The sequence below is a fragment of the Paenibacillus sp. CF384 genome (genome assembly GCF_900106745.1).
GTDB lineage: Bacteria > Bacillota > Bacilli > Paenibacillales > Paenibacillaceae > Paenibacillus_Z.
This window is the reverse complement of the sequence record NZ_FNNV01000003.1, coordinates 253577-279944: the sequence shown is the minus strand read 5'-3', so window position 1 is coordinate 279944 and position 26368 is coordinate 253577. Positions and strand designations below refer to the sequence as shown.

At 51.1% G+C, this 26368-nt stretch carries 23 protein-coding genes; 1 reads left to right on the top strand and 22 read right to left on the bottom strand.

Annotated elements, in window-relative coordinates:
* Window positions 1-10: 10 nt before the first annotated feature.
* Together BLW29_RS08695 and BLW29_RS08690 are read right to left on the bottom strand one after the other, a co-directional pair.
* Window positions 11-1819 carry a DAK2 domain-containing protein gene (locus BLW29_RS08695; protein ID WP_090978474.1) on the bottom strand — a complete coding sequence of 603 codons (1809 nt, stop codon included), beginning with the start codon at window positions 1817-1819 and terminating at the stop codon, window positions 11-13.
* A gap of 54 nt (window positions 1820-1873) precedes the next feature.
* Entirely contained in the window at window positions 1874-2233 is a 360-nt protein-coding gene (locus tag BLW29_RS08690; RefSeq protein WP_090978269.1) for an Asp23/Gls24 family envelope stress response protein, read from the bottom strand.
* Between the two features lie 222 nt (window positions 2234-2455).
* Here BLW29_RS08690 and rpmB point away from each other — a divergent pair, with 222 nt between their 5' ends.
* On the top strand, window positions 2456-2644 hold the full coding sequence (gene rpmB, locus BLW29_RS08685; protein WP_090978267.1) for a 50S ribosomal protein L28: 189 nt from the start codon (window positions 2456-2458) through the stop codon (window positions 2642-2644).
* A 154-nt stretch (window positions 2645-2798) separates the two neighbouring features.
* Here the strand turns inward: rpmB and spoVM are convergent, their stop codons facing one another.
* The 20 genes from spoVM to BLW29_RS08580 form a co-directional block, all read right to left on the bottom strand.
* Entirely contained in the window at window positions 2799-2879 is an 81-nt protein-coding gene (gene spoVM, locus BLW29_RS08680) for a stage V sporulation protein SpoVM (protein WP_010345573.1), read from the bottom strand.
* Between the two features lie 191 nt (window positions 2880-3070).
* A complete protein-coding gene (locus BLW29_RS08675; protein WP_090978265.1) occupies window positions 3071-3340 on the bottom strand; it encodes a hypothetical protein in 270 nt (89 codons plus the stop codon).
* An 11-nt stretch (window positions 3341-3351) separates the two neighbouring features.
* Window positions 3352-3996: a ribulose-phosphate 3-epimerase gene (rpe, locus tag BLW29_RS08670; RefSeq protein ID WP_090978263.1), complete on the bottom strand. Its 645-nt coding sequence runs from the start codon at window positions 3994-3996 to the stop codon at window positions 3352-3354.
* Between the two features lies 1 nt (window position 3997).
* Window positions 3998-4951: a ribosome small subunit-dependent GTPase A gene (rsgA, locus tag BLW29_RS08665; protein ID WP_090978261.1), complete on the bottom strand. Its 954-nt coding sequence runs from the start codon at window positions 4949-4951 to the stop codon at window positions 3998-4000.
* Window positions 4917-7049 (bottom strand): Stk1 family PASTA domain-containing Ser/Thr kinase, encoded by a 2133-nt coding sequence (gene pknB / locus BLW29_RS08660; protein WP_090978259.1) that lies wholly within the window; start codon window positions 7047-7049, stop codon window positions 4917-4919. Before pknB ends, rsgA begins: the two co-directional genes overlap by 35 nt.
* 5 nt (window positions 7050-7054) lie before the next feature.
* Window positions 7055-7810: a Stp1/IreP family PP2C-type Ser/Thr phosphatase gene (locus tag BLW29_RS08655; protein WP_090978257.1), complete on the bottom strand. Its 756-nt coding sequence runs from the start codon at window positions 7808-7810 to the stop codon at window positions 7055-7057.
* A gap of 6 nt (window positions 7811-7816) precedes the next feature.
* Window positions 7817-8863 carry a dual-specificity RNA methyltransferase RlmN gene (rlmN, locus tag BLW29_RS08650; RefSeq protein WP_090978471.1) on the bottom strand — a complete coding sequence of 349 codons (1047 nt, stop codon included), beginning with the start codon at window positions 8861-8863 and terminating at the stop codon, window positions 7817-7819.
* 134 nt (window positions 8864-8997) lie between these two features.
* Window positions 8998-10476 (bottom strand): 16S rRNA (cytosine(967)-C(5))-methyltransferase RsmB, encoded by a 1479-nt coding sequence (gene rsmB / locus BLW29_RS08645; RefSeq protein WP_090978255.1) that lies wholly within the window; start codon window positions 10474-10476, stop codon window positions 8998-9000.
* Window positions 10473-11414 (bottom strand): methionyl-tRNA formyltransferase, encoded by a 942-nt coding sequence (gene fmt, locus BLW29_RS08640; protein ID WP_090978253.1) that lies wholly within the window; start codon window positions 11412-11414, stop codon window positions 10473-10475. Before fmt ends, rsmB begins: the two co-directional genes overlap by 4 nt.
* On the bottom strand, window positions 11415-11903 hold the full coding sequence (def, locus tag BLW29_RS08635) for a peptide deformylase (protein ID WP_090978251.1): 489 nt from the start codon (window positions 11901-11903) through the stop codon (window positions 11415-11417). It lies immediately after the preceding gene.
* Between the two features lie 29 nt (window positions 11904-11932).
* A complete protein-coding gene (gene priA / locus BLW29_RS08630; protein ID WP_090978249.1) occupies window positions 11933-14467 on the bottom strand; it encodes a primosomal protein N' in 2535 nt (844 codons plus the stop codon).
* On the bottom strand, window positions 14464-15690 hold the full coding sequence (gene coaBC / locus BLW29_RS08625; RefSeq protein ID WP_090978247.1) for a bifunctional phosphopantothenoylcysteine decarboxylase/phosphopantothenate--cysteine ligase CoaBC: 1227 nt from the start codon (window positions 15688-15690) through the stop codon (window positions 14464-14466). The genes priA and coaBC overlap by 4 nt, the downstream gene beginning before the upstream one ends.
* 90 nt (window positions 15691-15780) lie before the next feature.
* Window positions 15781-15990: a DNA-directed RNA polymerase subunit omega gene (gene rpoZ, locus BLW29_RS08620; RefSeq protein WP_090978245.1), complete on the bottom strand. Its 210-nt coding sequence runs from the start codon at window positions 15988-15990 to the stop codon at window positions 15781-15783.
* Between the two features lie 21 nt (window positions 15991-16011).
* Window positions 16012-16629 (bottom strand): guanylate kinase, encoded by a 618-nt coding sequence (gene gmk, locus BLW29_RS08615; protein ID WP_090978243.1) that lies wholly within the window; start codon window positions 16627-16629, stop codon window positions 16012-16014.
* 14 nt (window positions 16630-16643) lie between these two features.
* Window positions 16644-16904: an extracellular matrix/biofilm regulator RemA gene (gene remA / locus BLW29_RS08610; RefSeq protein WP_020615370.1), complete on the bottom strand. Its 261-nt coding sequence runs from the start codon at window positions 16902-16904 to the stop codon at window positions 16644-16646.
* A gap of 310 nt (window positions 16905-17214) precedes the next feature.
* Window positions 17215-19068, bottom strand: coding sequence for a bifunctional homocysteine S-methyltransferase/methylenetetrahydrofolate reductase (locus BLW29_RS08605; RefSeq protein WP_090978241.1), 1854 nt, complete (start codon window positions 19066-19068; stop codon window positions 17215-17217).
* A 34-nt stretch (window positions 19069-19102) separates the two neighbouring features.
* Entirely contained in the window at window positions 19103-19933 is an 831-nt protein-coding gene (dapF, locus tag BLW29_RS08600; protein WP_090978239.1) for a diaminopimelate epimerase, read from the bottom strand.
* Window positions 19934-21524: 1591 nt separating this feature from the next.
* On the bottom strand, window positions 21525-22226 hold the full coding sequence (locus tag BLW29_RS08590; protein WP_090978235.1) for a class I SAM-dependent methyltransferase: 702 nt from the start codon (window positions 22224-22226) through the stop codon (window positions 21525-21527).
* 63 nt (window positions 22227-22289) lie between these two features.
* Window positions 22290-23330, bottom strand: a complete 1041-nt coding sequence (locus BLW29_RS32000; RefSeq protein WP_177186541.1) for a MerR family transcriptional regulator — start codon at window positions 23328-23330, stop codon at window positions 22290-22292.
* A 97-nt stretch (window positions 23331-23427) separates the two neighbouring features.
* Window positions 23428-26220, bottom strand: a complete 2793-nt coding sequence (locus tag BLW29_RS08580) for a calcium-translocating P-type ATPase, SERCA-type (protein WP_090978231.1) — start codon at window positions 26218-26220, stop codon at window positions 23428-23430.
* Window positions 26221-26368 lie beyond the last annotated feature (148 nt).

Here is a 26368-nt window from a genome sequence, read left to right as displayed (position 1 = left end):
CCAGCACCCCCTATTCCACTGCAAATAGATATGGATAAAGCGGTTGTCCGCCTTCATGTACTTCAAGCTCTGCATGTGCAAAGGTCTCGGTTGCCCATTGTACGAATTCCGCTGTTACAGCCGCGTCTGCTTGATCGCCAGTGAGAATCGTAACAAGCTCGCCGCCGTCTTCCAGCATTCTGGCAAGCAGCTCCCTGCAGGTTTCTTGCAAGCTTGGGGAAGCGGTCACAATGGACTTCTCCATGATGCCAATATAATCGCCTTCATGAATGGTAATGCCGTCAATCGAAGTATTCCTTACTGCATTCGTCACTTGTCCTGAACGCACTTGCTTCGCAGCCTCGCTCATCGCTTCCGTGTTCTCTTCAGCAGTCCCGTCTTCCTTGAAGACCAGTACAGCTGCAAGTCCCTGCGGGATATTCTTCGTTTGTATAACGGTTACATTTCGTTCACACAGCTCTGCAGCTTGCTGCGCAGCCAAGATGATGTTGCCGTTATTCGGCAGCAGATAAATATGCTCAGCCGACAGTGATTCGATCGCATTGACGAAATCCTCTGTCGATGGATTCATCGATTGTCCGCCGGAAAGCACGATATCGACGTTATTATCCATGAAGATCGATGCGATCCCTTCGCCCATGGCCACTGCAATGATGCCGAATGATGCCCACTCATGAGCCGATTCCGCTGTAATGGACGCTGCAGGCGTGCCTGTCAACACTTCCGAAACAGCTAGCCCAAGCGCCGCTTCCTCTACGATCGCCGTTTCCTTCAGCGGATCTTCGTGAACTGCTGGAGCGGATGTCGTGCTGCTGTTCAGATGCGCGGCTTCTTCTTGAAGAAGCTCGCGATGCTGCTCACGCATGTTAAGAATATGAATTTCAGTCAGCTCACCGTAAGGCAGCGCGTAGTTCAGCACATCCCCCGGCTTGCGCGTATGAACATGAACTTTAATGATTTCGTCGTCCGCAATGACAAGGATCGAATCCCCGTCTCTGCTGAGCATGCCTTTGAACAAAGCTTCATCGAAGCGCAGCGCATGACGGCCTGCCAGCTTCCGATTAATGAAAAATTCCATATCGTATAAAAATTCAATATTCTCTGTTTCCAAGCGAGATTGTGCACTGGACAACACTTGGTTAGGACGTGCGGCCGATGCTGCAGGCACGGAATTCCTAGAAGGGAACAGCTCAGGTGATGCTGCCTCCGAACCCATATGACTCTCATCCACACTGCCCATGTTTTCAGTTAATGCACGCAGGAACCCTTCATAAATACAAACAAGTCCCTGACCGCCGGAATCCACTACACCTACTTGCTTAAGTACCGGAAGCAAATCAGGTGTACGTGCCAGCGATTCATTCGATTTGGTAACAACCTCACGCATCATCTCTGTCATATCTGTTGTGCGCTTAGCGATAGATACCGCATGTTTAGCCGTATCTTTCGCAACGGTCAGAATCGTCCCTTCAACCGGCTTGACGACAGCCTTATAAGCCATGTCTACTCCATTCTGAAGTGCAGCAGCAAACTGAATCGGATCGATTTGCTCCAAGTTGACGATACTTTTGGCGAACCCCCTGAATAACTGTGACAAAATAACGCCGGAATTCCCGCGTGCACCCATAAGCAACCCTTTAGAAAGCGCTTCCGCAACTTTGCCTATTGCTGGGGAGGATTTGCTTTGAAGCTCGCGTTTTCCTGACGTCATCGTTAAATTCATATTCGTCCCGGTATCACCGTCCGGAACCGGGAACACATTCAGCGCATTAATGCGCTCAACATTTCTTTGCAAACTTTCCGCTCCGCTCAGTACCATACTTGTAAAGTCTGAGCCGTTAATAAAGCGTTTAATCAAACGTATTACCCCTTCCTACCGAGATACCCGTACGCCTTGGACAAAAATATTGATGACGTCTACCTTGACGCCGATGACCTCGTTCATCACATACTTCACTTTCGACTGAATGTTATGTGCGACCTCGGAAATTTTTGTGCCGTAGCTAACGATGATGTACAAATCAATGTGTAAGTAGTCGTTCTCTCGGTGGACTTCAACACCGCGCGATAAATTATCTCGACCAAGCAGCTCGGCAATTCCGTCTTTCAGCTGCTTTCTTGAAGCCATCCCTACCAGTCCATAACAATCCAGTGCCGCTGAGCCGGCAAGAACGGAGATAACATGGTCGGTTATGAATACATTGCCTAAATCCGAATTAATCTGCAGGGGCATGGAAAACCACTCCTTCACCGTTATTATTATGGACTAAACAACATTGTACTATAAATAATGACGATTTTGAAGCCCAGTGCCCATTTTACGACCATTTTCTGCATTTTAAGCGCTTTATATACCTCAGACAAGTAAACTTCAAATGCTTGATGAATGTGATTTGTTATGTTATTATATTGGAGTCTGTTTATTTGCAGTGAATCTTCAAGGGAGGTGTATTCCATGTCTCGCAAATGTGCCATTACGGGCAAAGGCCCAGGGGTTGGCAATCATGTTTCTCACGCTAACAACAAAACTCGCCGCACTTGGGGCGTTAACGTTCAGAAAGTTAGAATTCTTGTTAACGGTAAACCAAAACGTGTTTATGTCAGCACTCGTGCTCTGAAAGCCGGCAAAGTGACTCGTGTATAACGGCATTAAGCCATGGACAAAAAGCACCTGATTCAATCAGGTGCTTTTTTGCATGTCTAGGCACAGGAGGGACCTTTTGCTGAAGCTCTGTGCTCAGGATGCTGCATGTCGAACCGTTCCTTTTGTTAGGACTTCAAGGCAGCCAGGACAGCCGCTAGTTCTTCTGGAACGTATTCAGAATCGCCTTCACGAAGCCACCCAAAAACTTCGGCAGCTTGATCGTGTAAAATTTCATGCTCCACCCCTCCTAAGAGTTTTGCGTCGTGTGCGTGAGCAAAACGTTCTTCGTATGCTGAATAAACATCCGTAACGGTCCTCTCAGCCTTATTTAAACAAATAAAAAAGGCTACAAGAACGTTCGTTCATGTAACCATCCTATGCGATCTATGATCGTCCTATTCCAAACCTGAAGTCATCCAGAGGCTGCTAGGTAGTAGTCATTGGATGCGCCCTAGCGTAAAGCACAACGGCAATCACAATGGTAAAGATAAGAAAGAAGAGCAGCGACATCACACCAAATACGATTCGCGATCGCAAGGATGTAAACTGCTTAAAATAAAAAATGGCAATAACAAGAGCAAGAATGGAGAACAGAAAATTGACGCCGGTCTTTACATTAGGAAATATCGCCAGCATCAGTCCGCAGCCAAGACTAAAGAGGGTACATAACAGGCCTTTCTTCAACCAATCGGGCATCTCTAGTCCTCCTAACGCAGTGCTGAAATAGCCGCTCCGCGATCCTGCTCAGTGAATACGGCATTGCCGGCTACAAATACATCAGCGCCTGCTTCTCTGACAAGCTTCGCAGTCGTTGCATTAATGCCGCCATCGACCTGAATGGGCATGTCGCCTAGCCCACGAGATTCAAGCAGTGCACGCAGCTGACGGATCTTGTGCAGCGATTGTGGAATGAACTGCTGTCCCCCAAAGCCCGGGTTTACGGTCATAATCAGCACCATATCCAGATCGTCCAGCACATTCTCCAGCACGTTAATCGGCGTTGCCGGATTGAGCGCAACACCGACAGGCAGTCCAGCTTCTTTGATTTGGTGAATAACGCGGTGAAGATGAACGCATGCCTCGGCATGTATCGTTATCCGGTCTGCTCCTGCAGCTACGTATGAGGCGATATGCAGCTCCGGACGCTCGATCATCAAATGTACGTCAAAAACTAGCTTAGTGGCTGGCCGTACGGCACTTATGACAAGTGGTCCGAACGTGAGTGTAGGGACGAAATGGCCGTCCATGACATCAATATGAATCCAATCCGCTCCGGCACGCTCCACGTCTTTGATTTCGTCTGCAAGTGTCGCGAAATTAGCCGACAATATCGATGGTGCTATGATAGACATTTCAGTACCTCCGCTTTTTCTCTTTCATTTCCTCCATGAACAGCACGTAATTGCTGTGGCGGCTAGGTGCGATTTCACCGCGTCCCAGCGCTTCCAGCACCGCACATTCCGGTTCATGAATATGTGTACAGCCTCGGAATTTGCATCCCGAAGAAAGCTCGTGCATTTCTCTGAAACAAGTACCTAATTCTTCAATACCAAGCTCGGCAAAATCCAATTGACTAAACCCAGGTGTATCAGCGACATATCCGCCGCCGATATCGACAAGCTCTACATGGCGAGTCGTATGTTTACCACGTCCAAGGCGATTGCTGATTGCGTTTGTCTCGAGCGTGAGGCCCGGTACGAGCGCATTAAGCAGTGAGGACTTCCCTACACCTGATTGACCGGCGAACACCGCCAGATGGCCTTGTAGACGTTCTGCCAATGCCGGAGTGCCATCACCTTGCCTTGAGCTCGTCACAAGCACCTCATAACCAATCGGCTGATAAATACGAAGCACATCGCTCATAGCCGTACGCGCTTCTTCTGAATCCTCGCCATCCTCAGCAAGATCTTGCTTGCTGAGACAAAGCACTGCTTGGATGCCGGCATGTTCGATATGAACAAGAAACTTATCCAGAAGCTGTAGATTCAGCACTGGCTCCGTCACAGAGAATACCAGTACAGCAAGATCAATATTGACAACAGGCGGTCTTATCAGTTCCGAGCTGCGCGGCAGGATTCGATTAACGGCCCCTTCGCCGTTCTCCGTCTCTTCATATTCAACGACATCCCCGACAAGCGGTGATTCGCCGCGTTTCTTGAAGATACCGCGCGCCCTGCACTGAATCGGCTCCACATCAGAGGAGGCATCGAGCGGTCTTACATAATAATAACCGCTCAATGCTTTGACAATTCTTCCTGTTTGATCGGTCTTGTTATTGGTCGGTCTCGTTTGTGGTCGTATTGCCATCGGTAGGATTCTCCTCAGTTTGCGCCGGCTGATCTTCCGGCGGCGTTTCAGTGCCTGGGACCGTTTCCGGCGCTCCAGTTTCACCTGATTTTACATCTTCATACGTTTTGGAGAAGGTATCGGTAAATTGATTATCTCGATAAATGGTAACCATCGCTTCCGTGTTGGGGTCAAGCACGACCTTAACCGGGAAGGACTGCGTATCTTTAATTTTCCGTTTGCCCCATTCAATATTCTCGCCGCGCGCATCCGTATAGGTAATACGGATCTCGCTCGTCTTGCCAGCCACTGCCGGCGAAATGACGATATTGAAGGTGTATTCGATTGCTTCTTCTGGCAATCCGGAGCTTACCGTAAGCGTAATATCAGCTCCCTCGGATACCGGCGCCTCAGGATCGAAAGGATACTGTGCGATTACAGTTCCTTTCTCTTTGTAGCTTGCTTCGCGCACGATGTCGGCCTCGTTAATCTTAAGACCTTTGGACTTCAGAATCGCGATCGCATCTTTCTCCGACTTATTAATCAGATTCGGCATCGGGAATGTTTCTTTCCCTTGGCTGACCGTTAAATTAAATTTAACCGTCTTCGGATCAAATTCGGCACCAACCTCAGGGCTCTGTTCCAATACCGTGCCTGGGGTCTCATCACTGAACGTTTCATCCTTGGTAATACTGTCTTGGGCTACGCCAAGCGCTACCAGCGCTGCTACCGTATCCTCATAGGACTTGCCGGCATAATCACCGGCTGTCGCCAGCTTCGGCCCTTTGCTGACGTACAGTTTAATGAATGAGCCTACCTTCACTCGTTGATTCGGTTTCGACTGCTCATAAACAACGTCCTTCGGAACCCCTTCTTTATCGGTATAAATCGAGGGCTCTTCCACTTTAAGACCAGCACCTTCCAGCGTGGTGCGGGCTTCCGTCTCCGTCATATTGACCACATACGGCACATCAACCTCTTCAATATCAAACCAACTCAGAACAGTCATGGCTCCCCAATAAACAAGAGCAATAATAATCAAGGTTGAAGCAACCGTCACGACAGGCTTGACCCATTTGCGTTTGCGCGGCGATTCTTCCAGACCATCTGAATTCCAACGATCCTGATCCGACTTATCTGCGGATATCTTCGCTTTCTCATCCGATGGTCCGCTCTGCTCGGTTCGCACACTCGATATCGTATCCGTCATCTTATCGGCAATGCTGCCGCGAATCGCAGGCATGACACGCGTCTCGTCAAAATCGGAATTTGCGAATGTAATCTTCGGTTCTTTCAATCGCTCTGGCTGCAAGCAAGTTTCCAGATCGCTGAGCATCTCCTTGGCAGACGCATAACGTTCAGCCGGATTCTTCCGCATCGCTCGCAAAATCACATTCTCTACACTTTGCGGTATGTACGGGTTAAGTGTTTTGGGCTCGGCGAATGTTTCTTGCAAATGCTTCAGCGCTACGCTAATTGGGCTCTCACCCAAGAAAGGCAGCTTCCCAGTCACCATCTGGTACAGCACGATGCCAAGCGAATACAAGTCTGACTTCTCGCCGGTTACGACGCCCTTCGCATGCTCCGGTGAGAAATAATGAACAGAGCCCACCACAGAACCTGTTTGGGTAATTGTCGAAGAGGTTACAGCGCGCGCAATACCGAAATCGGTCACCTTCACGCGGCCGTTCTTGCCGATAAGTATATTATGTGGTTTGATGTCACGATGAATGATTTGATTATAATGCGCGTGCTCAAGTGCATCGCAAATTTGAATCGCAATCCGAACGGCTTCCTCGGTTTGCAACGGAGCACGTTCTTTAATAATTTCGTTTAAATTGTTGCCTTCGACATATTCCATCACGATGTAGTGCGTATCGTCTTCTTGTCCGACATCATAGATGCTTACGACATTGGAATGCGAAAGAGAGGCTGCCGATTGTGCCTCGCGTCTGAAACGACGAATAAATTCTTCATCATGCACGAACTGCTGACGCAGCACTTTAACCGCAACATGACGATTGAGCAGGATATCATGGGCTTTATATACAAGCGCCATGCCGCCTCCGCCGATGCGTGTAATAATTTCATATCTTCCGCCTAATTCATGTCCAATCATGTCGATCACCCCTCGAGCTCTGTGTCTTCGGCATGATGCAGCAGCACTACTGTAATATTGTCGTCTCCGCCGGCTTCAAGCGCCAGTTGTACGAGCCGATCTGCTTTTTGATCCAAGGTGAGATCATCCTGCCCTAACGTCTCCATAATTGCTGAAGTGCTCGCCATGGTCGTCAGACCGTCGCTGCATAACATAAGCAAATCGCCGGCTCGCCAGGACGTGCAAATGATATCGACTTCAACCTCTTCATCTGTGCCGAGTGCACGTGTAATTACATTTCTTCTCGGATGGACCGCCGCTTCTTCAAGCGTGATCTGACCCGAATTAACCAATTCTTGAACAAGCGTATGATCCTCAGTCAGCTGAGTCATGACGCCTTCTCTCCATTTATAAACCCGGCTGTCGCCGATATGGCCGATGACTCCGTTATCGTCTTGTATAAGTGCGGCAACGATTGTGGTTCCCATATTATGAAATTGCTCGTTGTTGGAGGCCATGTCAAAAACAACTTCGTTCGCTTGCAGAATAGCCTGGCTCATAAGCAGCTTGCGCTCTTCCAAAGACAGCGTAGAATTTACATTCTGAAGCGCCTCCCGGAAGGTATCCACCGCCAATTGGCTGGCCACTTCACCTGCCTTGTGACCGCCCATGCCATCGGCAACTATGGCCACGGTCAGGCCGAACTCGTAAGAGTCCGACCAAGCCGTGTCTTCATTAATTGATCGAATACGCCCAACATCGCTCCGATAAGCGATCTTCACAACTCATCACCCCGCCGTAGACTCCATATGTTTAGCACGTAGTTGTCCGCAAGCTGCTGCAATGTCATGACCTTGTTCTCTGCGGATGGTGGCATTGATATTGTTCTTCTCTAGAATGCGGTGGAACTCGAAAATCTGCTCGCGCGGGGTACGCACATAGTCACGTTCCGGCACGTGATTGACCGGAATCAAATTCACGTGGCAAAGCATGCCTTTCAGTACGTCTGCCAGCTCTTGCGCATGCTCGCTTTGGTCATTCACGCTGCCGATCAAGGCATACTCGAACGTAATCCGGCGCCCTGTCTTCGCAATGTAGTAGCGGCAAGCTTCCATCACTTCTTCGAACGGGAAGCGGCGGTTAACCGGCATCAGCTTCGAGCGGAGCTTGTCGTTAGGCGCATGAATGGAAATCGCCAGATTGATCTGCGTGTTCTCTTCGGCGAACTTATACATGCTTGGCACGATGCCGCTTGTCGAAACTGTAATGTGACGCTGGCCGATATTCAGCCCTTTCTCATGAATCATGTTACGAAGGAACGTCATGGTTGGATCATAGTTCTCAAATGGTTCGCCTGATCCCATGATGACGATGCTGGATACACGTTCATTCGTCGCATCAAGCATTTGCTGTGCCACGACCACTTGTGCCACGATCTCGCCGGCTGTAAGGTTGCGTTTCAGACCGCCCAGCGTGGACGCACAGAACGTGCAGCCGATCCGGCAGCCGACTTGCGTCGTCACACAGATGCTGTTTCCATAATTGTGACGCATAATGACTGTTTCGATTGCATGGTTGTCATGCAGGCCGAAGAGGAATTTCACCGTACCGTCCTTTGACTCGAATTTCGTAATCTCAGTCAACGTAACGAATGCAAATTGCTCCTCTAACTTCTGGCGAAGCCCCTTAGAGAGATTGCTCATCTCTTCAAAGCTTTTCACCCGTTTCGCATAAAGCCACTCAAACAGCTGCGTGCCACGGAAAGCGGGCTCGCCATTCTCTTTCATCCAATCTTGCAATTGATCTAACGTATAGTCGTAGATGAACGGTTTCATCGATTTTACACCTGTTTCTTTTATCAAAATATGTGCTGAGCCCCCTTGATAAGAGTGCCCCTGATTATTTTACCACAAACGCCCATAACAGGCCACTTGATGCTGTCATGAGCGTTTGGAGGGTTTGAAACTGCTTAGTGAACCCGCTTCAAACGGGCAATAAAGAATCCATCGCTGCCAAACTGCTGCGGCAGCAGTTGAACCATGCCGCCAAAACGCCCATCGATAACTTGACTTTCTTTAAGCGGCTCCAGGATATGTGCTGACCAGTCGGCATCGAGTTTGTAATCGGGCTGACTGGCCAGAAACTTCTCGATCTGCCCTTCATTCTCTTCACGCTCAATCGTACACGTACTGTAGACCAGCGTACCGCCCGGCTTGACGAGCTTGGCCGCCACCTGCAGCAGATTAGTCTGCAATTCTGCAATCGCGTGAACATCAGCTTCACTCTTCGTCCATTTGATTTCCGGCTTGCGTCTAATGACACCGAAACCTGAGCAAGGTGCATCTAGCAGCACTAGATCGAAGCTTTGCGGCTCGAAGCGCGAAGCCAGCTCCAGCGCATCACCGGTAATCGCTTCAATGGCGTTCAAACCGAGGCGAGCGGCCTGCTCTTCAATCAGCTGCTTCTTGTGCGGATGAACGTCGTTTGCATACACCTGCCCACGATCCTCCATCAGCTCGGCCAGATGCGTCGTCTTCCCTCCGGGAGCTGCGCAGCAATCCAGCACTTTCATACCCGGCGCCGGCGCACACACTTCCGCAACCAGCATCGAGCTCTCGTCTTGGAGCGTCCATAGTCCGGACTGATACCCCTCTGACTGAGCGAGATTACCGCCTCCGTTAACGATGACTGCTGCATCAGCAAGCTTCGATGCAACTGCATCATACCCATTGCCTGTTAGAAGGCTGATTGCTTTCTCACGAGATAAACGCAATGGATTCACGCGCAAGCTGCTGTGCGGCGGCTCATTGCCGGATGCGCAAATTTGCTCCGCTACTGACTCGCCGTAGCTGTCGATCCAGCGCTTAACGAGCCAATCCGGGTACGAATGCGTGATCCCGATCCGTTTGACCGGATTCGCATGCTCAATCGGCTCTTTCAGCTCGGACAAGCTGCGCTCCAAATTACGCAGCACTCCGTTGACCATCCCCGAAATTCCGCTATGACCTCGGCGCTTCGCAATGGAGACCGCTTCGTTCACGGCGGCATGCGCCGGTATTCGATCAAGCAGGAGCAATTGGTAGGCACTCATGCGAAGCAATACGAGTACCCAAGGCGTCAGCTTGTTGAAGCCTTTCGTTACGAGAATGTTCAGCCTGTCATCCAGCAGACGCTGATGTTGTATAGTGCCATACACCAGCTCTGTTGCCAGACCGGCATCTTGACGTGACAGCTGCGCATCCTGCAGCGCACGATTGAGCTGCAAGTTGCTGTATGCTCCCGCTTCTGCCACCTTCACCAGCGTATCGAGAGCAACCTCACGCGCTGTTTTGCGTCTTGGCTGCTGTTTCACACTACTAGCGGCGCCGTTTGGTATCTTACCGTTCCTGCCTTGCCCGGTCGCTGCGCCTCCGGACCCTTTGCCGCGATTGTTCGGTCCACCGCTCATTCTTGGCCACCGCCGAACACTGTGCCTGCTTCAATTCGGGCACCTTTCAGCCATTCCACGGCATCCATCGCTTTCTTCCCAGCAGGTTGAATATTCGTCAATAAGAGTGACCCTTGGCCTGTTTGAACAAGAATCCCTTCATCAGACAGACGCAACACCGTTCCCGGCGCTGCTTTGTCCGTGTTAGGGATCACTCGGCAGCCCCACACCTTGAACGGCTCACCATTCCATATCGTAAAACCGCCCGCCATCGGGGATAGGCCGCGGACCTGATTATAGATCTGACTGGCCTTACGGCTCCAGTCGATCCGCTCATCATCCCGAGACAGGTTTGGCGCGTATGTAGCTTCATCATGATTTTGCACGATCCGGTTCGCTGTTCCCGCTTCGATGGCAGGCAATGTTTCTGCCAGCAGCTTCGCACCCGCACCAGTCAGCTTCTCGAACAGTGTGCCTGAAGTATCATCATCTGCTATCGGTACCTCGACTACGCTGATCATGTCACCTGTATCCAGACCTTCAGCCATATACATAATGGTCACGCCTGTAACGCTCTCGCCATTGATAATGGAGCGCTGGATCGGAGCACCGCCGCGATAACGCGGAAGCAAGGAGCCATGTACATTAATACAGCCTAGACGGGGAACTTCCAGCACTGCTTTCGGTAAGATCTGTCCGTAAGCAGCAGTGACAATAAGGTCCGGCTGCAGCTCGGCGATTTGCTGTACGGTATCGGATCCGCGCAGACGTTCCGGTTGTGCAACAGGAAGGCCGCGAAGAAGAGCCGCTTCCTTAACCGGAGGCGGCGTCAACGTTTTTTTGCGGCCTTTGGGGCGATCAGGCTGTGTGACCACCAGTTCTACGGTATGTCCTGCGGCAAGAATAGCCTCTAAAGACGGAACGGCAAACGCTGGCGTTCCCATAAATACGATCCGCATCTATTCACTCTCATTCCGTGGAGGACGGCTCGCCGTATCGTAAATCGATACCGCAATATCCGTAAACAGTACGCCATTCAAATGGTCGACCTCATGCTGAAAAGCGCGCGCCAAAAAATCAGTCGCTTCCATCTCAAACGCTGCGCCGTTACGGTCCTGCCCTCTTAGTTTAATGCGTTGTGCACGGTTGACATCGCCGCTGATCTTGGCAATGCTGAGGCAGCCCTCAGGTCCGAGCTGTTCGCCTTCAGACTCGATAATCTCTGGGTTCACCATTTCAATCAAACCATGATCATCGCCAACATCTACGACAATGACACGTTTGGAAATACCTACCTGCGGTGCAGCCAGACCTACTCCGTCTGCGTCGTACATCGTCTCCGCCATGTCGCGAAGCAATTTATGCAAATTCGCATTAAATTTGGTTACCTCTACTGCGCGCTCGCGCAATACCGGATCCGGATCTTGAACAATCAGTCGAATCGACATCTTATGACCTCCTATAATAAATATTCTACTTATAATATCACTTGCGGATCTACGTCAACGCTGATCTGCACCGGCGGTTGACCCTGCGGTCCCGAAATCATGCTGATTGCCTGCTTCAAGAGGTCGATAGCCCCGACGTTTCCACGATATTTTATCATACATTGAAAACGATAGCGATCTTTCATGCGCGGAATGGGAGAGGCGACAGGCCCTAATATATCAATAAACCGGCTGCCGTCACTATCGATCCAGCCTTTCACGCCGGACTCGTAAGCCAGCTGTCGAAGCGTGGATGCAAGTTTATCTCCTGCCGTCATGAGAAGCGCCAGCTGCTCATCCGATAAGGTCACTACAATAAGCCTGCAGAACGGGGGGTACGACATGAAGCGCCGATGCTTCAGCTCCTCTTGCACGAATGCAGCATAGTCATGATGCTGGGCTGCAACGATCGCGTAATGCTCGGGATTGTAGGTCTGGACGACGACTTCGCCTAGCAGCTCATGCCGCCCGGCCCGACCCGCAACCTGCGTCAGCAGTTGGAACGTTTTCTCCGCAGCGCGGAAATCCGGCAAGTGCAGCGATGTGTCTGCGGCAATAACGCCTACCAAAGTAACGTATGGAAAATCCAGCCCTTTGGCTACCATTTGAGTACCGAGCAGCACATCTGCCTTACGCTCCCCGAACATGGTCAGCCATTTCTCGTGCGAGCCTTTCTCCGTCGTCGTATCCACATCCATCCGAATAACGCGAATGCCCGGAAACAGCTTGGCCAGTTCCTCTTCCACCCGCTGCGTGCCTGTTCCGAAGAACCGAATATGCTCGCTCTCGCAAGTCGGGCATTTCTCAGGCGCTTGTTCGGCATGGCCGCAATAGTGACAGCGCATGACGCGCGACTTCTGATGGAAAGTGAGCGAAATATCGCAGTGCGGGCATTGCGCCGTATATCCGCATGAACGGCACATCACGAACGTTGAATAGCCGCGCCGATTCAACAGCAGCACCGACTGTTCGCCTTTCTCCAACCGATCAAGAAGAGCTTCATGGAGCTGGCGGCTGAACATGGAGCGATTGCCTGCTTTGAGTTCGTCTCGCATATCGATGAGATGAACCTTGGGCATCGGACGGTTACCGACCCGCTGCGGCATAGGCAGAAGAGCGGCTCCGCTTGACTTAGCTGCATCGTCTGAAGAGGATGAAGCCGATGTTGCTGTGAGAATTCTTGAAGCAGCAGCGAAGCTCTCCAGTGAAGGTGTTGCCGATCCCAGTACGACGGCAGCGCCATGCTGCCTGGCTCTTCTCACCGCAACATCTCGCGCATGATACTTCGGACTCTCCTCTTGCTTATAAGAAGACTCATGTTCTTCGTCAATGATAATCAAGCCTACGCGCTGGAACGGAGCGAATACCGCCGATCTCGCCCCTACCGCAACTTGGGCGCGACCTTCGCGAATCTTCCGCCATTCATCGTAACGCTCACCGTTAGATAAGCGGCTATGCAAGACGGCGACCGAATCGCCGAAACGTCCTTTGAATCGCTCTACCATCTGCGGTGTGAGGGCGATTTCCGGAACGAGCACGATAGCCTGACGCTCGTATTGCAAGCAGCGCTCGATCGTTTGCAGGTACACTTCTGTTTTCCCGCTGCCTGTTACACCATGGAGCAGAAATACACGAGCCGCTTCTTCATCCAGCGCTTCCGCAATTTCTTCATAAACGGCCTGCTGTCCTTCCGTTAACGGAAGTGGTTCGGTCCGTTTGAAGTTGCGTCCTGCGTAAGGATCACGCTGCTGTTCGACATCGCGGAGCGTAATCCACCCTTTATCCGCAACTGCGCGAATGGTGCTGGATGTCGTCGACAAGGTCTCAACGAGCGCAGTCATTGTAATCGGCTCACGGTTTTCCAGCATATAGCGAAGAACTTCTTGTTGTTTGGCAGCGCGCGCAGAATAATTCAGTAACGCTTCTTGAGCCAACGCTTCGTTATCAGGCGGGTAGATCGTCAGCACTTTACGAACGGACAACCGATCCTTGATCGAAACCTGTTCCGTCAAAATCCCTTGCTTAATGGCCTGCTTGATTGCAACTGCATCCTCCGGAAAACGTTCCTGCAAAGCCGCCATTCGTACCGGTCCGCCGCTCGCGCGAATAAATGCAAGCCAAGGGGCCTCCACTTCGCCGGCATGAAGCCAAGCATCGTCCTGTTCTTCTTCGGAGATGGTGACGACGGAGTCCGCTTTCCCCTTGAGTGCTGCAGGAATCATCACTTGAAGGGCGGTTGTAAGCGGGCAGAAATATTTCTCGCTGATCCATTGTGCCAGCTCGACCAAATCCGGCGATAGTGGCGGCATGTGATCCAGCAGTTCAGTAATCGGCTTCAACTTGTTAACGTCTACATCCGCATAATCAGCGAGGCCAATTACGAATCCTTGCAAAACGCGTCCTCCGAATGGAACACCTACTCGACTGCCGATCTCCACCCACCCAAGCAGCCCAGCAGGTATCGTATAGTCAAAAGGCCGATCCGTCGCACGGCTCGGCACATCTACGATGACTTTGGCAATCATTCCGCGGCCCCCTTGGCCGCTGCTGCCTTGGCTTGCATCCGCTGTGTAATGATGCTCATTAACCGGTCGGCCACTTCACGTTTGCGAAGCATCGGCATCGCCTCCACAAGCCCTTCCTCGCCGAACAGCTGCACAATATTCGTATCGACGTTGAAGCCGGCACCTTCTTGCGATACATCGTTTGCCACGATGAGATCGCAATGCTTGCGAACCAGCTTATCCATCGCGTAATGCGCCACTTGGTCGGTTTCGGCAGCGAAGCCGACGAGAAACTGATGTTTCTTCTTCTCGCCGAGCGTCTTCAGGATATCCGTCGTTCGCTCCAACTCGATGACGAGCTTCTCTTCGCTTTTCTTGATTTTGCGGTCAGCACGCACTACCGGCCGATAATCCGCAACGGCCGCCGCTTTGATCACCAAATCCGCAGTGTCATATCGTTCCAATACGGCTTGCAGCATGTCCTCCGCAGATTCGACATGGACGACGTTCACGCCTTGTATAGGATCTGCGCTTGTGCGAGCTGCAATTAGCGTGACGTTGGCACCGCGATTCGCTGCTGCTTCCGCTAGGGCAAAGCCCATTTTGCCTGAAGAGTCGTTGGTCAGGAAACGGACCGGATCCAGTCGTTCCACGGTTCCGCCTGCAGTGACGATTACTTGCTTGCCCGCTAAATCTTGGCTCTGCTCGAACCACTGCTTTACAGCCTGTACGATTTCTTCCGGCTCCGCCAAACGACCCTTGCCGACATAGCCGCATGCGAGTAATCCGGTGCCAGGCTCCACGAAGCGTGCTCCGCGTTCCGCGAGCAGCGCCATATTATGCGCAACAGCCGGATGATCGTACATATGGACGTTCATGGCTGGCGCGATAAGAATCGGCGCCGTCGTGGCCAGAAGCGTCGTGCTTAGCATGTCATCGCCGATACCATGCGCCATTTTTGCCAATATGTTGGCTGTCGCCGGTGCGATCACGACCAAATCCGCACTGTCCGCCACATTGATATGCGCAACAACCGATGGATCGAATTCGTCAAACGTATCCGTATATACGGTATGACGCGACAGCGTTTGCAGCGTGAGCGGCGCAATGAACTTCGTTGCCGATTCCGTCATGATGACTCGCACATTCGCACCTGCTTGCACCAATCTGCTGCACACGGTTGCCGCTTTATAAGCTGCGATTCCGCCGGAGATGCCAAGTACAATTGTTTTCCCTTTCAGCATCTATGATCACTCCTCTTACGCTGTAGCATCATGGATTCCCTAAAAAAATAACAACCGCTAGGGTTGTTATCGTTGTACTTCATGAATTTCTTAGTCCTTCTTGTTCAACGTGCTCTCTACTACAAGAATATCTTGGTAGATTTCTTCGAGGGCAATTCCCACATACTTATGGGATCTTGGGGAACGGATTTCTGTTTTGCTTCCGTCACGAAGCATTCTGGCACGACGCGATGCCGCGACAACCAAGGAATACTTGCTGTCGACCTTCTTCATCATTTCATCAATCGATGGATATAACAACGTTCCTTCACCTCACTCATGCTAGGCTTTCTCGGAAGCTTCTTTCACTTCCTCAAGCTCTGCGATAAATCGGTCACGACGGCAATGCTCTGCTACGATGATGCTCTGTATGCGATGACACGCAGCGTCAATCTGATCATTCACGACTGCATAATCGTAATAATGAATAAGATTCATCTCTTCCACCGCTACAGACATGCGATGGTCAATAATATCGGCATTCTCTGTTCCGCGTCCCGTTATGCGCTGCTTAAGCACATCAAGAGATGGCGGCACCAAGAAAATAAAGACACCTTGCGGAAACTTCTCTTTCACTTTTAACGCGCCTTGCACTTCAATTTCAAGAATGATATCTTTGCCTGAAGCAAGTGTACGCTCAACAAAATCACGCGGCGTGCCGTAGTAATTACCGACATATTCCGCATGCTCCAGAAGGGCATCCTTCGCAATCATGTCTTGGAACTGTTCTCTTGATTTAAAAAAATAATTAATGCCGTCGATCTCACCTTGACGGGGAGAGCGCGTGGTTGCCGAAACGGAATAAATGAGGTCATTCTGCTTATGCCGAAGTTCGGAACAAACCGTTCCCTTGCCTACGCCCGATGGGCCGGATAATACAATTAACAATCCTCTATTCATATTACTCCCCGTCACTATTCGTCGTGATCGTCATCCTTAGTCGACAACCGATGAGCAACCGTCTCCGGTTGTACGGCCGACAGAATAACGTGATCGCTGTCCGTAATAATAACAGCGCGTGTGCGGCGTCCATATGTAGCATCAATCAGCATATGACGGTCGCGAGCTTCTTGGATAATCCGTTTAATCGGCGCCGATTCCGGGCTTACAATCGAGATGATTCGATTGGCGGAAACGATATTTCCGAAACCGATATTAATGAGCTTAATGGCCATTTCTGTTCCCCTCCGGTATCTCCCGTGCATGATCATGCAATAGAACACGATGTATAGATAAGCGCAAGAATGATGGAGTCGAATCTTCTGCCGGAACCTTAAAGTTTGATGACAGAATATTGCATTATTCTTGACGAAAAATGTCCGGAGCATACGTTCGGCCAGCTGATTGCTTGCAAGATATGAAGCGATAGTCAGGTCCCCTATTCTATCGCATCCGAAGCGGCATGGCAAGTGCATCCAATGACTATTCTAATTCATTTTTACAATACGAACAAGTCTTATTGCATAAACGCAAGAAGAAACGGGCTTAGCCCGTTTTCACACTCGTTTTTCTCCAGACATAATCTGTCAGCTGCACCGTCATCTCATAGAACATAAACGGCGTTATCAGATAGATGCCCTTGAAATATTCCAATGCGGTATCCAGAAGTTCCTCCGCGATTCGAACGCCTTCCGCTCGTCCTTCTTCGCCTTCTAAACCGGCCATCCGTCTGCGTACGTCATCGGATAGCTGAATACCAGGTACCTCATTGTGCAAATATTCGGCATTACGACCACTCGCAAGCGGCATGATGCCGATAAAGATCGGGACGGACAAATGCTTCGTTGCTTCCGCCATGCGAACGATCAGTTCTTTATCATAAACCGGCTGCGTCATGATGTAATCTGCACCGGAATCTATTTTTTTCTCGAGACGCGCTATTGCCTTGTCCAAATATTTGACGTTTGGATTAAAAGCAGCGCCTGTAATGAAATTCGCTTGCTGCTTGAGCGCTTTGCCCGAGAATGCGATGCCTTCATTCAGTTGCTTGATCATACGAATCATCTCGAATGATGTGAGATCGTAAACGGAGCTGGAGTCCGGCAAATCACCGAAACGAGCAGGATCACCGGTCACGGCTAGGACATGGTCAATGCCAAGTGCATCTAACCCCATCATATGCGACTGCGTACCGATCAAATTGCGATCGCGGCATGCGATGTGAACAAGCGGACGAATGCCGACTTGATGCTGAACGAGCGACGCGAGTGCGATGTTGCTCATCCGTGTGACAGCCAGCGAGTTGTCCGCCATAGTCACGGCATCCGCTTTGATTTCTTTAAGCGCTCTGGCACCATCCATAAACTTCTGAATGTTGAGGTCTCTCGGCGGGTCTAGCTCTACGATTACCGTGTGGCGCTCCTTGACCAAATCCACGATCGTAGGTTCCGCGGGTTGCTGCGGCGGTACCAAGGTAATACGTTCGTGCTGAACAACTTGGTGCTGTTGAGTCTCGGGCTCTACCGGTTGCGGCGTATACCCTTCCAGCGACTTGGCAATGGCCGCGATATGCTCCGGTGTAGTTCCGCAGCAGCCGCCAATGATCCGCGCGCCACGGTCCGCGAATTTGCGAGCCGATTGCGCAAAATATTCCGGTGTCGCCGAGAACATATATTTGCCATCCACATAATCCGGAATGCCCGCATTCGGGAAAACAGAGAGCGGCAAGACGATCTCGCCGACAATCGAATCGATTGCGCGCATAATGCCGTTCGGGCCGCTTCTGCAGTTAAAGCCGACCACATCTGCGCCTTCTTGCTTCAAGTTGTTGAACGCGATGGCAAGTGGATGACCGTCTTGCGTAACCGCTTCTTTCTCCACCGCAAATTGGCAAATGACCGGAACATCCGAGAGCTTGCGAGCGACGCGCAGCGCCAGCAATGCTTCCTCAAGATCATAGAATGTCTCTAGCAAAATGCCGTCGACGCCAGCATTCAGAAGCGCATCCATTTGTTGATGAAACAGCTGCTCGAGCTGCATTGCCGTGATATTCTTGCGTTTACCTGCACGAATCGAACCGACAGCTCCGACTACATAGGCATCGCTGCCGACTGCGTCACGCGCAATCTGAACACCTGCGCGATTGATCGCCTCGACTTCGTAATCCAATCCATAATGCGAGAGGCTGGCCAGATTCGCCGAGAACGTATTCGTCTCGATGACCCGTGCCCCCGCTTCATAGTAACGACGGTGCACATCTGCGATGACCTCTGGACGCAAGACATTAAATTCTTCGTATGAAACGCCGACAGGGAACCCCATCCCATAGAGATAGGTTCCCATCGCGCCGTCCCCGGTCAAGATGCGCGCTTGTAGCGCTTCCCGTAAATCCGGTTTCATTATTCAAAACTCCTTCATGCTATCCTGTGATTCCTTAGATTGTACCACGGAATACTTCTGCTGCCGGTCCTGTCATATAAACATAATTATTCTCTTCGTTCCACTCGATCAGCAAGTCTCCACCTTTCAGCGATACCGTTGCTGTGCGATCAGTGTATCCATTCAATACAGAAGCAACCACTGTTGCGCATGCTCCGGTTCCGCACGCAAGAGTAGGTCCTGCGCCGCGTTCCCATACCCGCATATCGGTGAAGTCTTTCGAACGAACCGTTACGAACTCCACGTTGATTTTGCGAGGGAACATCGGATGCACTTCAAGCTTCGGCCCCCAAGCTGCAAGATCAAAGTTAACTGCATCTTCTACATAAATCACACAGTGTGGATTGCCCATCGATACGGCTGTGAATTTGAACTCGCGTCCGTCCACTTCGATCGATTGGTTAATGACCGGATTGGCATCGATTGTCGTCGGCACTTTGAGGCCTTCAAGAATCGGTTGTCCCATATTGACGCGTACCAGTACGGCTTTGCCGTTCTCGACTGTCAGTTGCACTTCTTGCACACCTGCACCCAGCGTTTCAATAGTCAGCGTTTCTTTATCTGTTAACCCATTATCGAATACATATTTCGCAACGCAGCGAATGGCATTGCCGCATTGCTCTGCTTCGGACCCGTCGGAGTTCATGATGCGCATCCGGAAATCGGCATTCTCTGAAGGTAAAATATAAACAAGTCCGTCGGCACCAATGCCGAAAAAGCGATTGCAAAGCTGTACCGCGAGCTCGGCTGCGTTATCCGGTAATTTGGTTTCTCCTTCGACAACGATAAAGTCATTGCCCAATCCATGCATCTTCGTAAAATTCATCTACTCGCACTCCCTTTTGTCCGATCGAACTTTATGATTGAAATCTCTGGATCCATTATAATTTATTTAGTGTACCTTAATCTTTGCATTATTGCATCACTTTGTTGTACTAAACGGCCATCCCATGGAAATCCCCCTAAATCCCCCTTAGAAAGGGGGACCCCAAGGACTCCGCCCTCTGGACACCCGGAAACTGACTAACGTTTGTGCAGCAGAGAAGCGCTCCCGAGATCATACGTGCTCATCCTCGCTTTCGTCCCATTCGGGACACGCCTTTACTTTTGGAGCTTACTATCTACCTGGTGTCCCTACGGGACCATCGTAACGAGGTCCGCCTTAGAGACGCAATAGATCCGATGCGTGCTAGGGTCGCTTTCGTCCCGTTCGGGACACGCTTTACTATTGGTGCGTGGAAAGGATGGGATTGCCAGTGTGCGGCTTCGCCGCACAGGCAATCTGTTGGCCGCCTGTTTCCTGGCGGAGAAGTTGGTTTGGGGAAATTGCCGGGCGGCCTCTGCGCAGCCTGGCAGGGAAATTGCCTGATTGCCCGATCGGCCTCTGCGCAGCCTGGCAATCTAGGGGCCGCCTGCTTCTGGGGCGCTCGATCTACACCGGCCGCAATGCTAAGTCACGTCTACGTATGGATGAAATGCTATAACAACTCCGAAGTTGAAATCATCAACGGCTGCATAATCGGTCACGATATTGCAGGTTACTGCTGAGAGTCCTGGAATCGCACTCGCAGTATCCCAACTAACCATATACTCCCCGCGGCGTGTGACGAGAGTGCGAAAAATGAACTCTCAGCGCCGAATACACATCCAACTAAAGCTAAGAGTCCTGAAACTGAACGCTCAGCATCCCAACTAACCATAAAATCCCTGCGGCGTGTGCTGAGAGTGCGAAAAATGAACTCTCAGCGCCGAATACACATCCAACTAAAGCTAAGAGTCCTGAAACTGAACGCTCAGCATCCCAACTAACCATAAAATCCCTGCGGCGTGTGCTGAGAGTGCGAAATGTGATCTCTCAGCGCCGAATACGCATCCAACTAAAGCTGAGAGTCCTAAATTCAAACTCTCAGTATCCCAACTAATCATAATGTCCCTGCGGCGTGTGACGAGAGTGCGAAATGTGATCTCGCAGCGCCGAAAACACATCCAACTAAAGCTGAGAGTCCTAAATTCAAACTCTCAGTATCCCAACCAACTATCCTGCCATGCCAGTGGCAGATAAGAGCGGCCTGGCCATCTTGGGACCGCCCGCTTTCTAGCGGTTTCTCAGGTTCGCATGGCCTGTCAGCCATAAAGTTGGAGATTGTGCAACATCTCAACGCTAAGGCTAGCCTTAGCCGACATAATGTTGCGCAATATGCAACTTTTTAAGCTGAATAGGTCGCTATGGGGCCGGATAAGCGAGGTTTGTTGCATAATCTGCAACATTTTCTCTATTTGATCCATTTTCAAATAGATATGTTGCATAATCTGCAACATTTTCAACCTCGACCTTTGGCGAAGGAAGACGCTTTAGCAAATTGAAAGCCACAAAAAAAACTGCCGTGGCCCCATCCCGCCCCGGCAGTTGCTATGAACTAATCAAATCTCTTCCACCACACGCCGGCCCACTCTTCGACCACTGGACTGTTGCTTGCTTGCACTTGTGTGCTGAGCCAGTCTCCGAAGAAGAAGTTCGTAATGGAGACAGCGTCTTCGACAGTCTCGAAGTGATAATCGGTTCGAATGGCTTCGTGTTCGAAGCCGTATTCGTTCTCAAGAGCTGCATAATAGGCCGTTAAGAAGTCCGGCGGGTTCGGAACTGATGAGCCGGTGCCGAAGTTTTCGAAGATGATGCATGTCCCGCCGGGTTTCATCACCCTTCTGATTTCATCCATGATGACGGACAAATTCGACCTCCAGCCCTCGACGTTGCAGCTCGTGGCATAACAGATGGTCCATCCTGCGGTTACAAGATCGACACTGCTATTCCCCAGAGGCAGCTCATCATGCCGAGCAACCGCAGTCTTCCAATTCGATAAACCGAGAGATGACAACTTGCTTGATGCCACCTCGAGCATGGCGCCGGAAGCGTCGGTTGCTGTAATGGATGCGGCAATCGGAGCGAGCATTGTCGTTAACCGGCCTGTACCTGCACCGATATCGAGAACTGCTGACTCTGTTAATGCTGGTACGATTCGCTTGATGGTATGCAGCAAATTGTGATTGACATCCTCGAACGAAACCAACTTGTCATAACGTTCCGCTTCACTTTGATAAATTTGATCATGATCCGGCATGCGTTTCCCTCCTATAATGGCTTTCAACGCAAGCTTAAGGGCTGACGCAAGGTGAAGGTCAACTCAATGTTTGCGCACCGCATAGACGACATGAATCCATGGATTCATCGCATGCGACACGGTGATATAGTCATGCGTTCTAAACCATTCCAGCAGCTCCTGCCGATTCGAGGGATGTTTCGTGGTACCCGGCGGCATTGCACTTGAACTTGCACTTGAACCTGAACTACCGGGTCCCCCCTCAAACATCAAACCTGCCATGCAAATTCTGCCGCCCGGCGCCAGAACACGATCCATTTGATCAAGCGCAAGCAGCTGCTGCTCAGCATTCAGATGATGCAGCGCGAAAGCCGACACAACAAGAGTGAACTGCTTGTCCAAGAACGGCAGTGCCAGTGCATTCCCGAGTTTGGCGTTCATAGAAGGAAACCTCGCCCTGCATTTGGCCAGCATTTCTTTGGATTGATCCACTGCCGACATCTCAGCTCCAAGAGCTAACAGCTTGCCCCCTAGATTGCCTGTGCCGGTTCCGATATCGAGCCCCTGCTCGCCTGATTTCGGCGACACCCACTGGACAATGAAATCGAGCGCCGTCTCATATTCGGCTTGGGACAATACAGAACCTGTCGACAGCATGGCTTCCGAGCAATCATAGACAGCAGCGATCTGATCGAAGTTCCACGTATCCATCCAAGTAGACTGGCTGTACTGAATCTGTTTAAGCTCGCCTGTCAATTGAAACAAATCTTCCACGTCCAACCGCTGCTTCTGTTCGAATCTCGCAATCAGCTCATCGAGCATGCCGATCGCATATTTCCACTCTACCCACTTTGCTGTCAGCGCCATGCGCTGCAATTCGAGATAGTGGTGAACGGTAGCTGAATCCCCTTGATCCAGCTTCGACATAAGAGCTTTTATCTGTTCTATGCTAAGTCCGAGCTCACGCAGGGACGAGATCGTTTGCAATCGCCAAGCTTCGCCTTCCGAGTAGTAGCGATAGCCGTTATCTTGTCCGCGCTCCGGCTTCAGAAGCCCTTTTGATTCGTATAATCGTATAGCTCGCTGAGTGACATTCAGTCTCTTCGCCAAGTCGTTGATCTTCATGCTTCGCCTCCTGCACTCAGTATAAACCATAACCTTAGGTGAAGGTTAAACCCATGCAAAAAGAAACCGGCAGCGATTAACCACCGGTTTCCATCCCTTATCTAGTCACTGATTTCGGCCCGCTAAGCGGCCAATTGGATTTTTTCTTCTTCTCGGTTGTGCCGAGTACGCTGCCGATCCCCATCATGAACGTTGGAATGCCCGCTGCTACAAGGACTAAGCACCAATCGCGGAAACCAAGCGGCACGGTCTTGAAAATCGGCTGCAGTGCTTCAATATAGAGCACGCCGATCATCAGCAGAACAGACGATAGCACCGCGAACAGCAAGTATTTATTTTGCAGGATATTACGGTGGAAGATCGAACGAGAGCTGCGGCAATCAAATACATGAATGAGCTGTGCCATAACGAGTGTGGCAAAAGCTACGGTTTGAGCATGAATAAGGTTATTCGGATCGTTCGGCGCCGTTCGGAGTGTTACCCAGAAGGCAGCCAACGTACAAACGCCGATCAGGATGCCTCGACTAATGATTTTCCAGCCCAGCCTGCGAGCAAATATGCTTTCCTTCGCCGAACGAGGTTTCTGCTGCATGAGATCCTTCTCGGCTTGGTCGACGCCAAGCGCCATCGCCGGCAATCCGTCTGTAACCAGATTGACCCAGAGAATCTGAATCGGCACGAGCGGAAGCGGCAGACCAGCCATCATGGCCAAGAACATCGTCAAAATTTCGCCTACGTTGGATGCCAGCAAATAGCGGATAAATTTACGGATATTCTCGTAGATGCTGCGTCCTTCTTCGATCGCTGCCACGATGCTGCTGAAATTATCATCGCTTAGCACAAGCGAAGAGGCTTCCTTCGAAACGTCCGTTCCGGTGATGCCCATCGCAATTCCGATATCCGCCGCTTTAATGGCAGGCGCATCGTTGACGCCATCGCCTGTCATGGCAACGACATGGCCCTTGCGCTGCAGCGCCTTCACGATACGAAGCTTATGCTCCGGCGACACCCTCGCATACACGTAGATGTTATCAATGAGTCGATCCAACTGTTCTTCGTTCATTCCGTTCAATTGCTGCCCGCTGATCGCAATACCGCCTCTTGGCATAATACCAAGCTGCCCCGCAATCGCTTCCGCGGTAAGCTGATGATCGCCTGTGATCATCACAGTCTTAATTCCGGCGCGGCGGCAGTTCGCGATGGATTCACGAACTTCGCGGCGCGGCGGATCGATCATGCCGGAGAGACCTACGAAGATCAGTTGATTTTCCACATCGGCTTCATCTTCGGCTGCATCGTGCGATCTTAAATCCCGGTATGCGAAACCCAAGACGCGCAGCGCCGATTGCGCCATGTCTTCACTGGCATTGTTCACTTTCTGCCTTAAAGTAGCCGTAAACGGAACGACTTTGCCGTCCCACAGAATGTATGAACATTGCTCCATCAGAACGTCAGGCGCTCCTTTGGTGCATACAAGGCGGCCGCCTTGGTGGCTGACGAGCACGGACATCCGCTTACGTTCCGAGTCAAACGGGAATTCTTTGACCCGCTGATATAGTCCTTCAAGCGACTTCAAGGTGACGCCGAGCTTACCGGCAAGGACAGTCAATGCCCCTTCTGTCGGATCGCCTTTCAGCACCCACTCATCTTGAACGAATGTCGTCTTGGACTTCTTGCGCTTCGCATCCTGCTCGTCATCGATACGAGTAACGGATGCGTTGTTGCACAATGCCGCGATTTGCAGCAGCCTGCGCAGCGGCTGGTGCTGCTTAAGATCGACTGCTTTGCCTCCTTCGAAGCAGGAGCCTGTCGGCTCATAGCCGTCCCCGGTAACATCCATCCCTTGACCGCCGATCCACAGCTTAGTCACGGTCATTTTGTTCTGGGTAAGTGTTCCTGTCTTGTCCGAACAAATAACCGACGCGCAGCCGAGCGTCTCCACGGAGGGCAGCTTTCGTACGATGGCTCGGCGTTTGATCATCCGCTGAACACCAAGTGCTAGCGCAATGGTTACGATAGCCGGCAGCCCTTCCGGAATTGCGGCTACGGCCAAACTTACTCCCGCTAGAAACATCTCGTAGGCAGGTTGTCCGTGCAAGATACCGGCCACTACAACCATTACAGTTAACGCCAGTGCGACAACGATGAGAATTTTGCCGAGCTGCTCAAGACGATGCTGCAGCGGCGTTTCCATCGTTTCGGTCTGCTGAATGAGGTTTGCGATTTTACCCATCTCGGTATTCATACCGGTACGAACGACAATCCCCTTAGCCGTTCCACGGGTAATCATCGTCCCCATAAATCCAATGTTGCGCATGTCTCCAAGAGGAATCTCCTCTTCCCTGATCACAACACAGTGCTTGTTAACCGGAACGGATTCGCCGGTCAACGCAGACTCCTCGGCATAACAGCTGTTCGCCTCAATGAAGCGAATGTCAGCAGGAATACGATCTCCGCTTTCCAGCTCTACGAGGTCTCCCGGTACCAATTCACTTGCAGGCACAACGACAGACTCTCCTCCACGCAGTGTCTTCGCCAGTGGTGCGGATAACGCCTTTAGTGCGCGAAGCGACTTTTCCGCTCGAAATTCCTGCACGAACCCCAGTATCGCGTTGATGACGATGATGGCCACAATCGTGATGGCATCCAAATATTCGCCGAGCAAACCGGAAATCAATGTTGCCCCCATGAGCACAAGCACCATAAAATCTTTGAACTGACCGAGGAACAGCATAATCGGAGGAACCTTCTTCCCCTCCGTCAGCTCATTTCGACCGACTTCTCGCAAACGTTCTGCTGCTACACTTGGTGCAAGACCGGTATCCAAAGAAGCTTGCAGCGCCTCAGCAAGCTCGCTTGTTTCCAGTTGGTGCCACTTCCCTTGTTCCATGCCCCGCCCTCCCTCCTGTTACTTGCCGCCTGACGGACAGCCTATATGGCCTAAATGTATTCGGACAAACTGCAAAATATCCCAGCTTGGGACTTAAGTTTTTGTCTCGAATATGGCATGATAGTGAAATGAAACAGAAACAAAGGGG

Coding starts and splice junctions, on each gene's coding strand:
- fmt (WP_090978253.1), bottom strand. CDS start 11,414: ATGCGGATCGTATTTATGGGAACGCCAGCGTTTGCCGTTCCGTCTTTA.
- spoVM (WP_010345573.1), bottom strand. CDS start 2,879: ATGAAATTTTACACGATCAAGCTGCCGAAGTTTTTGGGTGGCTTCGTG.
- BLW29_RS08580 (WP_090978231.1), bottom strand. CDS start 26,220: ATGGAACAAGGGAAGTGGCACCAACTGGAAACAAGCGAGCTTGCTGAG.
- rlmN (WP_090978471.1), bottom strand. CDS start 8,863: ATGAAACCGTTCATCTACGACTATACGTTAGATCAATTGCAAGATTGG.
- rsmB (WP_090978255.1), bottom strand. CDS start 10,476: ATGAGCGGTGGACCGAACAATCGCGGCAAAGGGTCCGGAGGCGCAGCG.
- gmk (WP_090978243.1), bottom strand. CDS start 16,629: ATGAATAGAGGATTGTTAATTGTATTATCCGGCCCATCGGGCGTAGGC.
- rpe (WP_090978263.1), bottom strand. CDS start 3,996: ATGTCTATCATAGCACCATCGATATTGTCGGCTAATTTCGCGACACTT.
- BLW29_RS08690 (WP_090978269.1), bottom strand. CDS start 2,233: ATGCCCCTGCAGATTAATTCGGATTTAGGCAATGTATTCATAACCGAC.
- BLW29_RS08605 (WP_090978241.1), bottom strand. CDS start 19,068: ATGAAACCGGATTTACGGGAAGCGCTACAAGCGCGCATCTTGACCGGG.
- BLW29_RS08695 (WP_090978474.1), bottom strand. CDS start 1,819: ATGGTACTGAGCGGAGCGGAAAGTTTGCAAAGAAATGTTGAGCGCATT.
- pknB (WP_090978259.1), bottom strand. CDS start 7,049: ATGATTGGACATGAATTAGGCGGAAGATATGAAATTATTACACGCATC.
- BLW29_RS32000 (WP_177186541.1), bottom strand. CDS start 23,330: ATGAAGATCAACGACTTGGCGAAGAGACTGAATGTCACTCAGCGAGCT.
- BLW29_RS08590 (WP_090978235.1), bottom strand. CDS start 22,226: ATGCCGGATCATGATCAAATTTATCAAAGTGAAGCGGAACGTTATGAC.
- rsgA (WP_090978261.1), bottom strand. CDS start 4,951: ATGGCAATACGACCACAAACGAGACCGACCAATAACAAGACCGATCAA.
- BLW29_RS08675 (WP_090978265.1), bottom strand. CDS start 3,340: ATGCCCGATTGGTTGAAGAAAGGCCTGTTATGTACCCTCTTTAGTCTT.
- remA (WP_020615370.1), bottom strand. CDS start 16,904: ATGGCCATTAAGCTCATTAATATCGGTTTCGGAAATATCGTTTCCGCC.
- coaBC (WP_090978247.1), bottom strand. CDS start 15,690: ATGCTGAAAGGGAAAACAATTGTACTTGGCATCTCCGGCGGAATCGCA.
- priA (WP_090978249.1), bottom strand. CDS start 14,467: ATGATTGCCAAAGTCATCGTAGATGTGCCGAGCCGTGCGACGGATCGG.
- dapF (WP_090978239.1), bottom strand. CDS start 19,933: ATGAATTTTACGAAGATGCATGGATTGGGCAATGACTTTATCGTTGTC.
- def (WP_090978251.1), bottom strand. CDS start 11,903: ATGTCGATTCGACTGATTGTTCAAGATCCGGATCCGGTATTGCGCGAG.
- rpmB (WP_090978267.1), top strand. CDS start 2,456: ATGTCTCGCAAATGTGCCATTACGGGCAAAGGCCCAGGGGTTGGCAAT.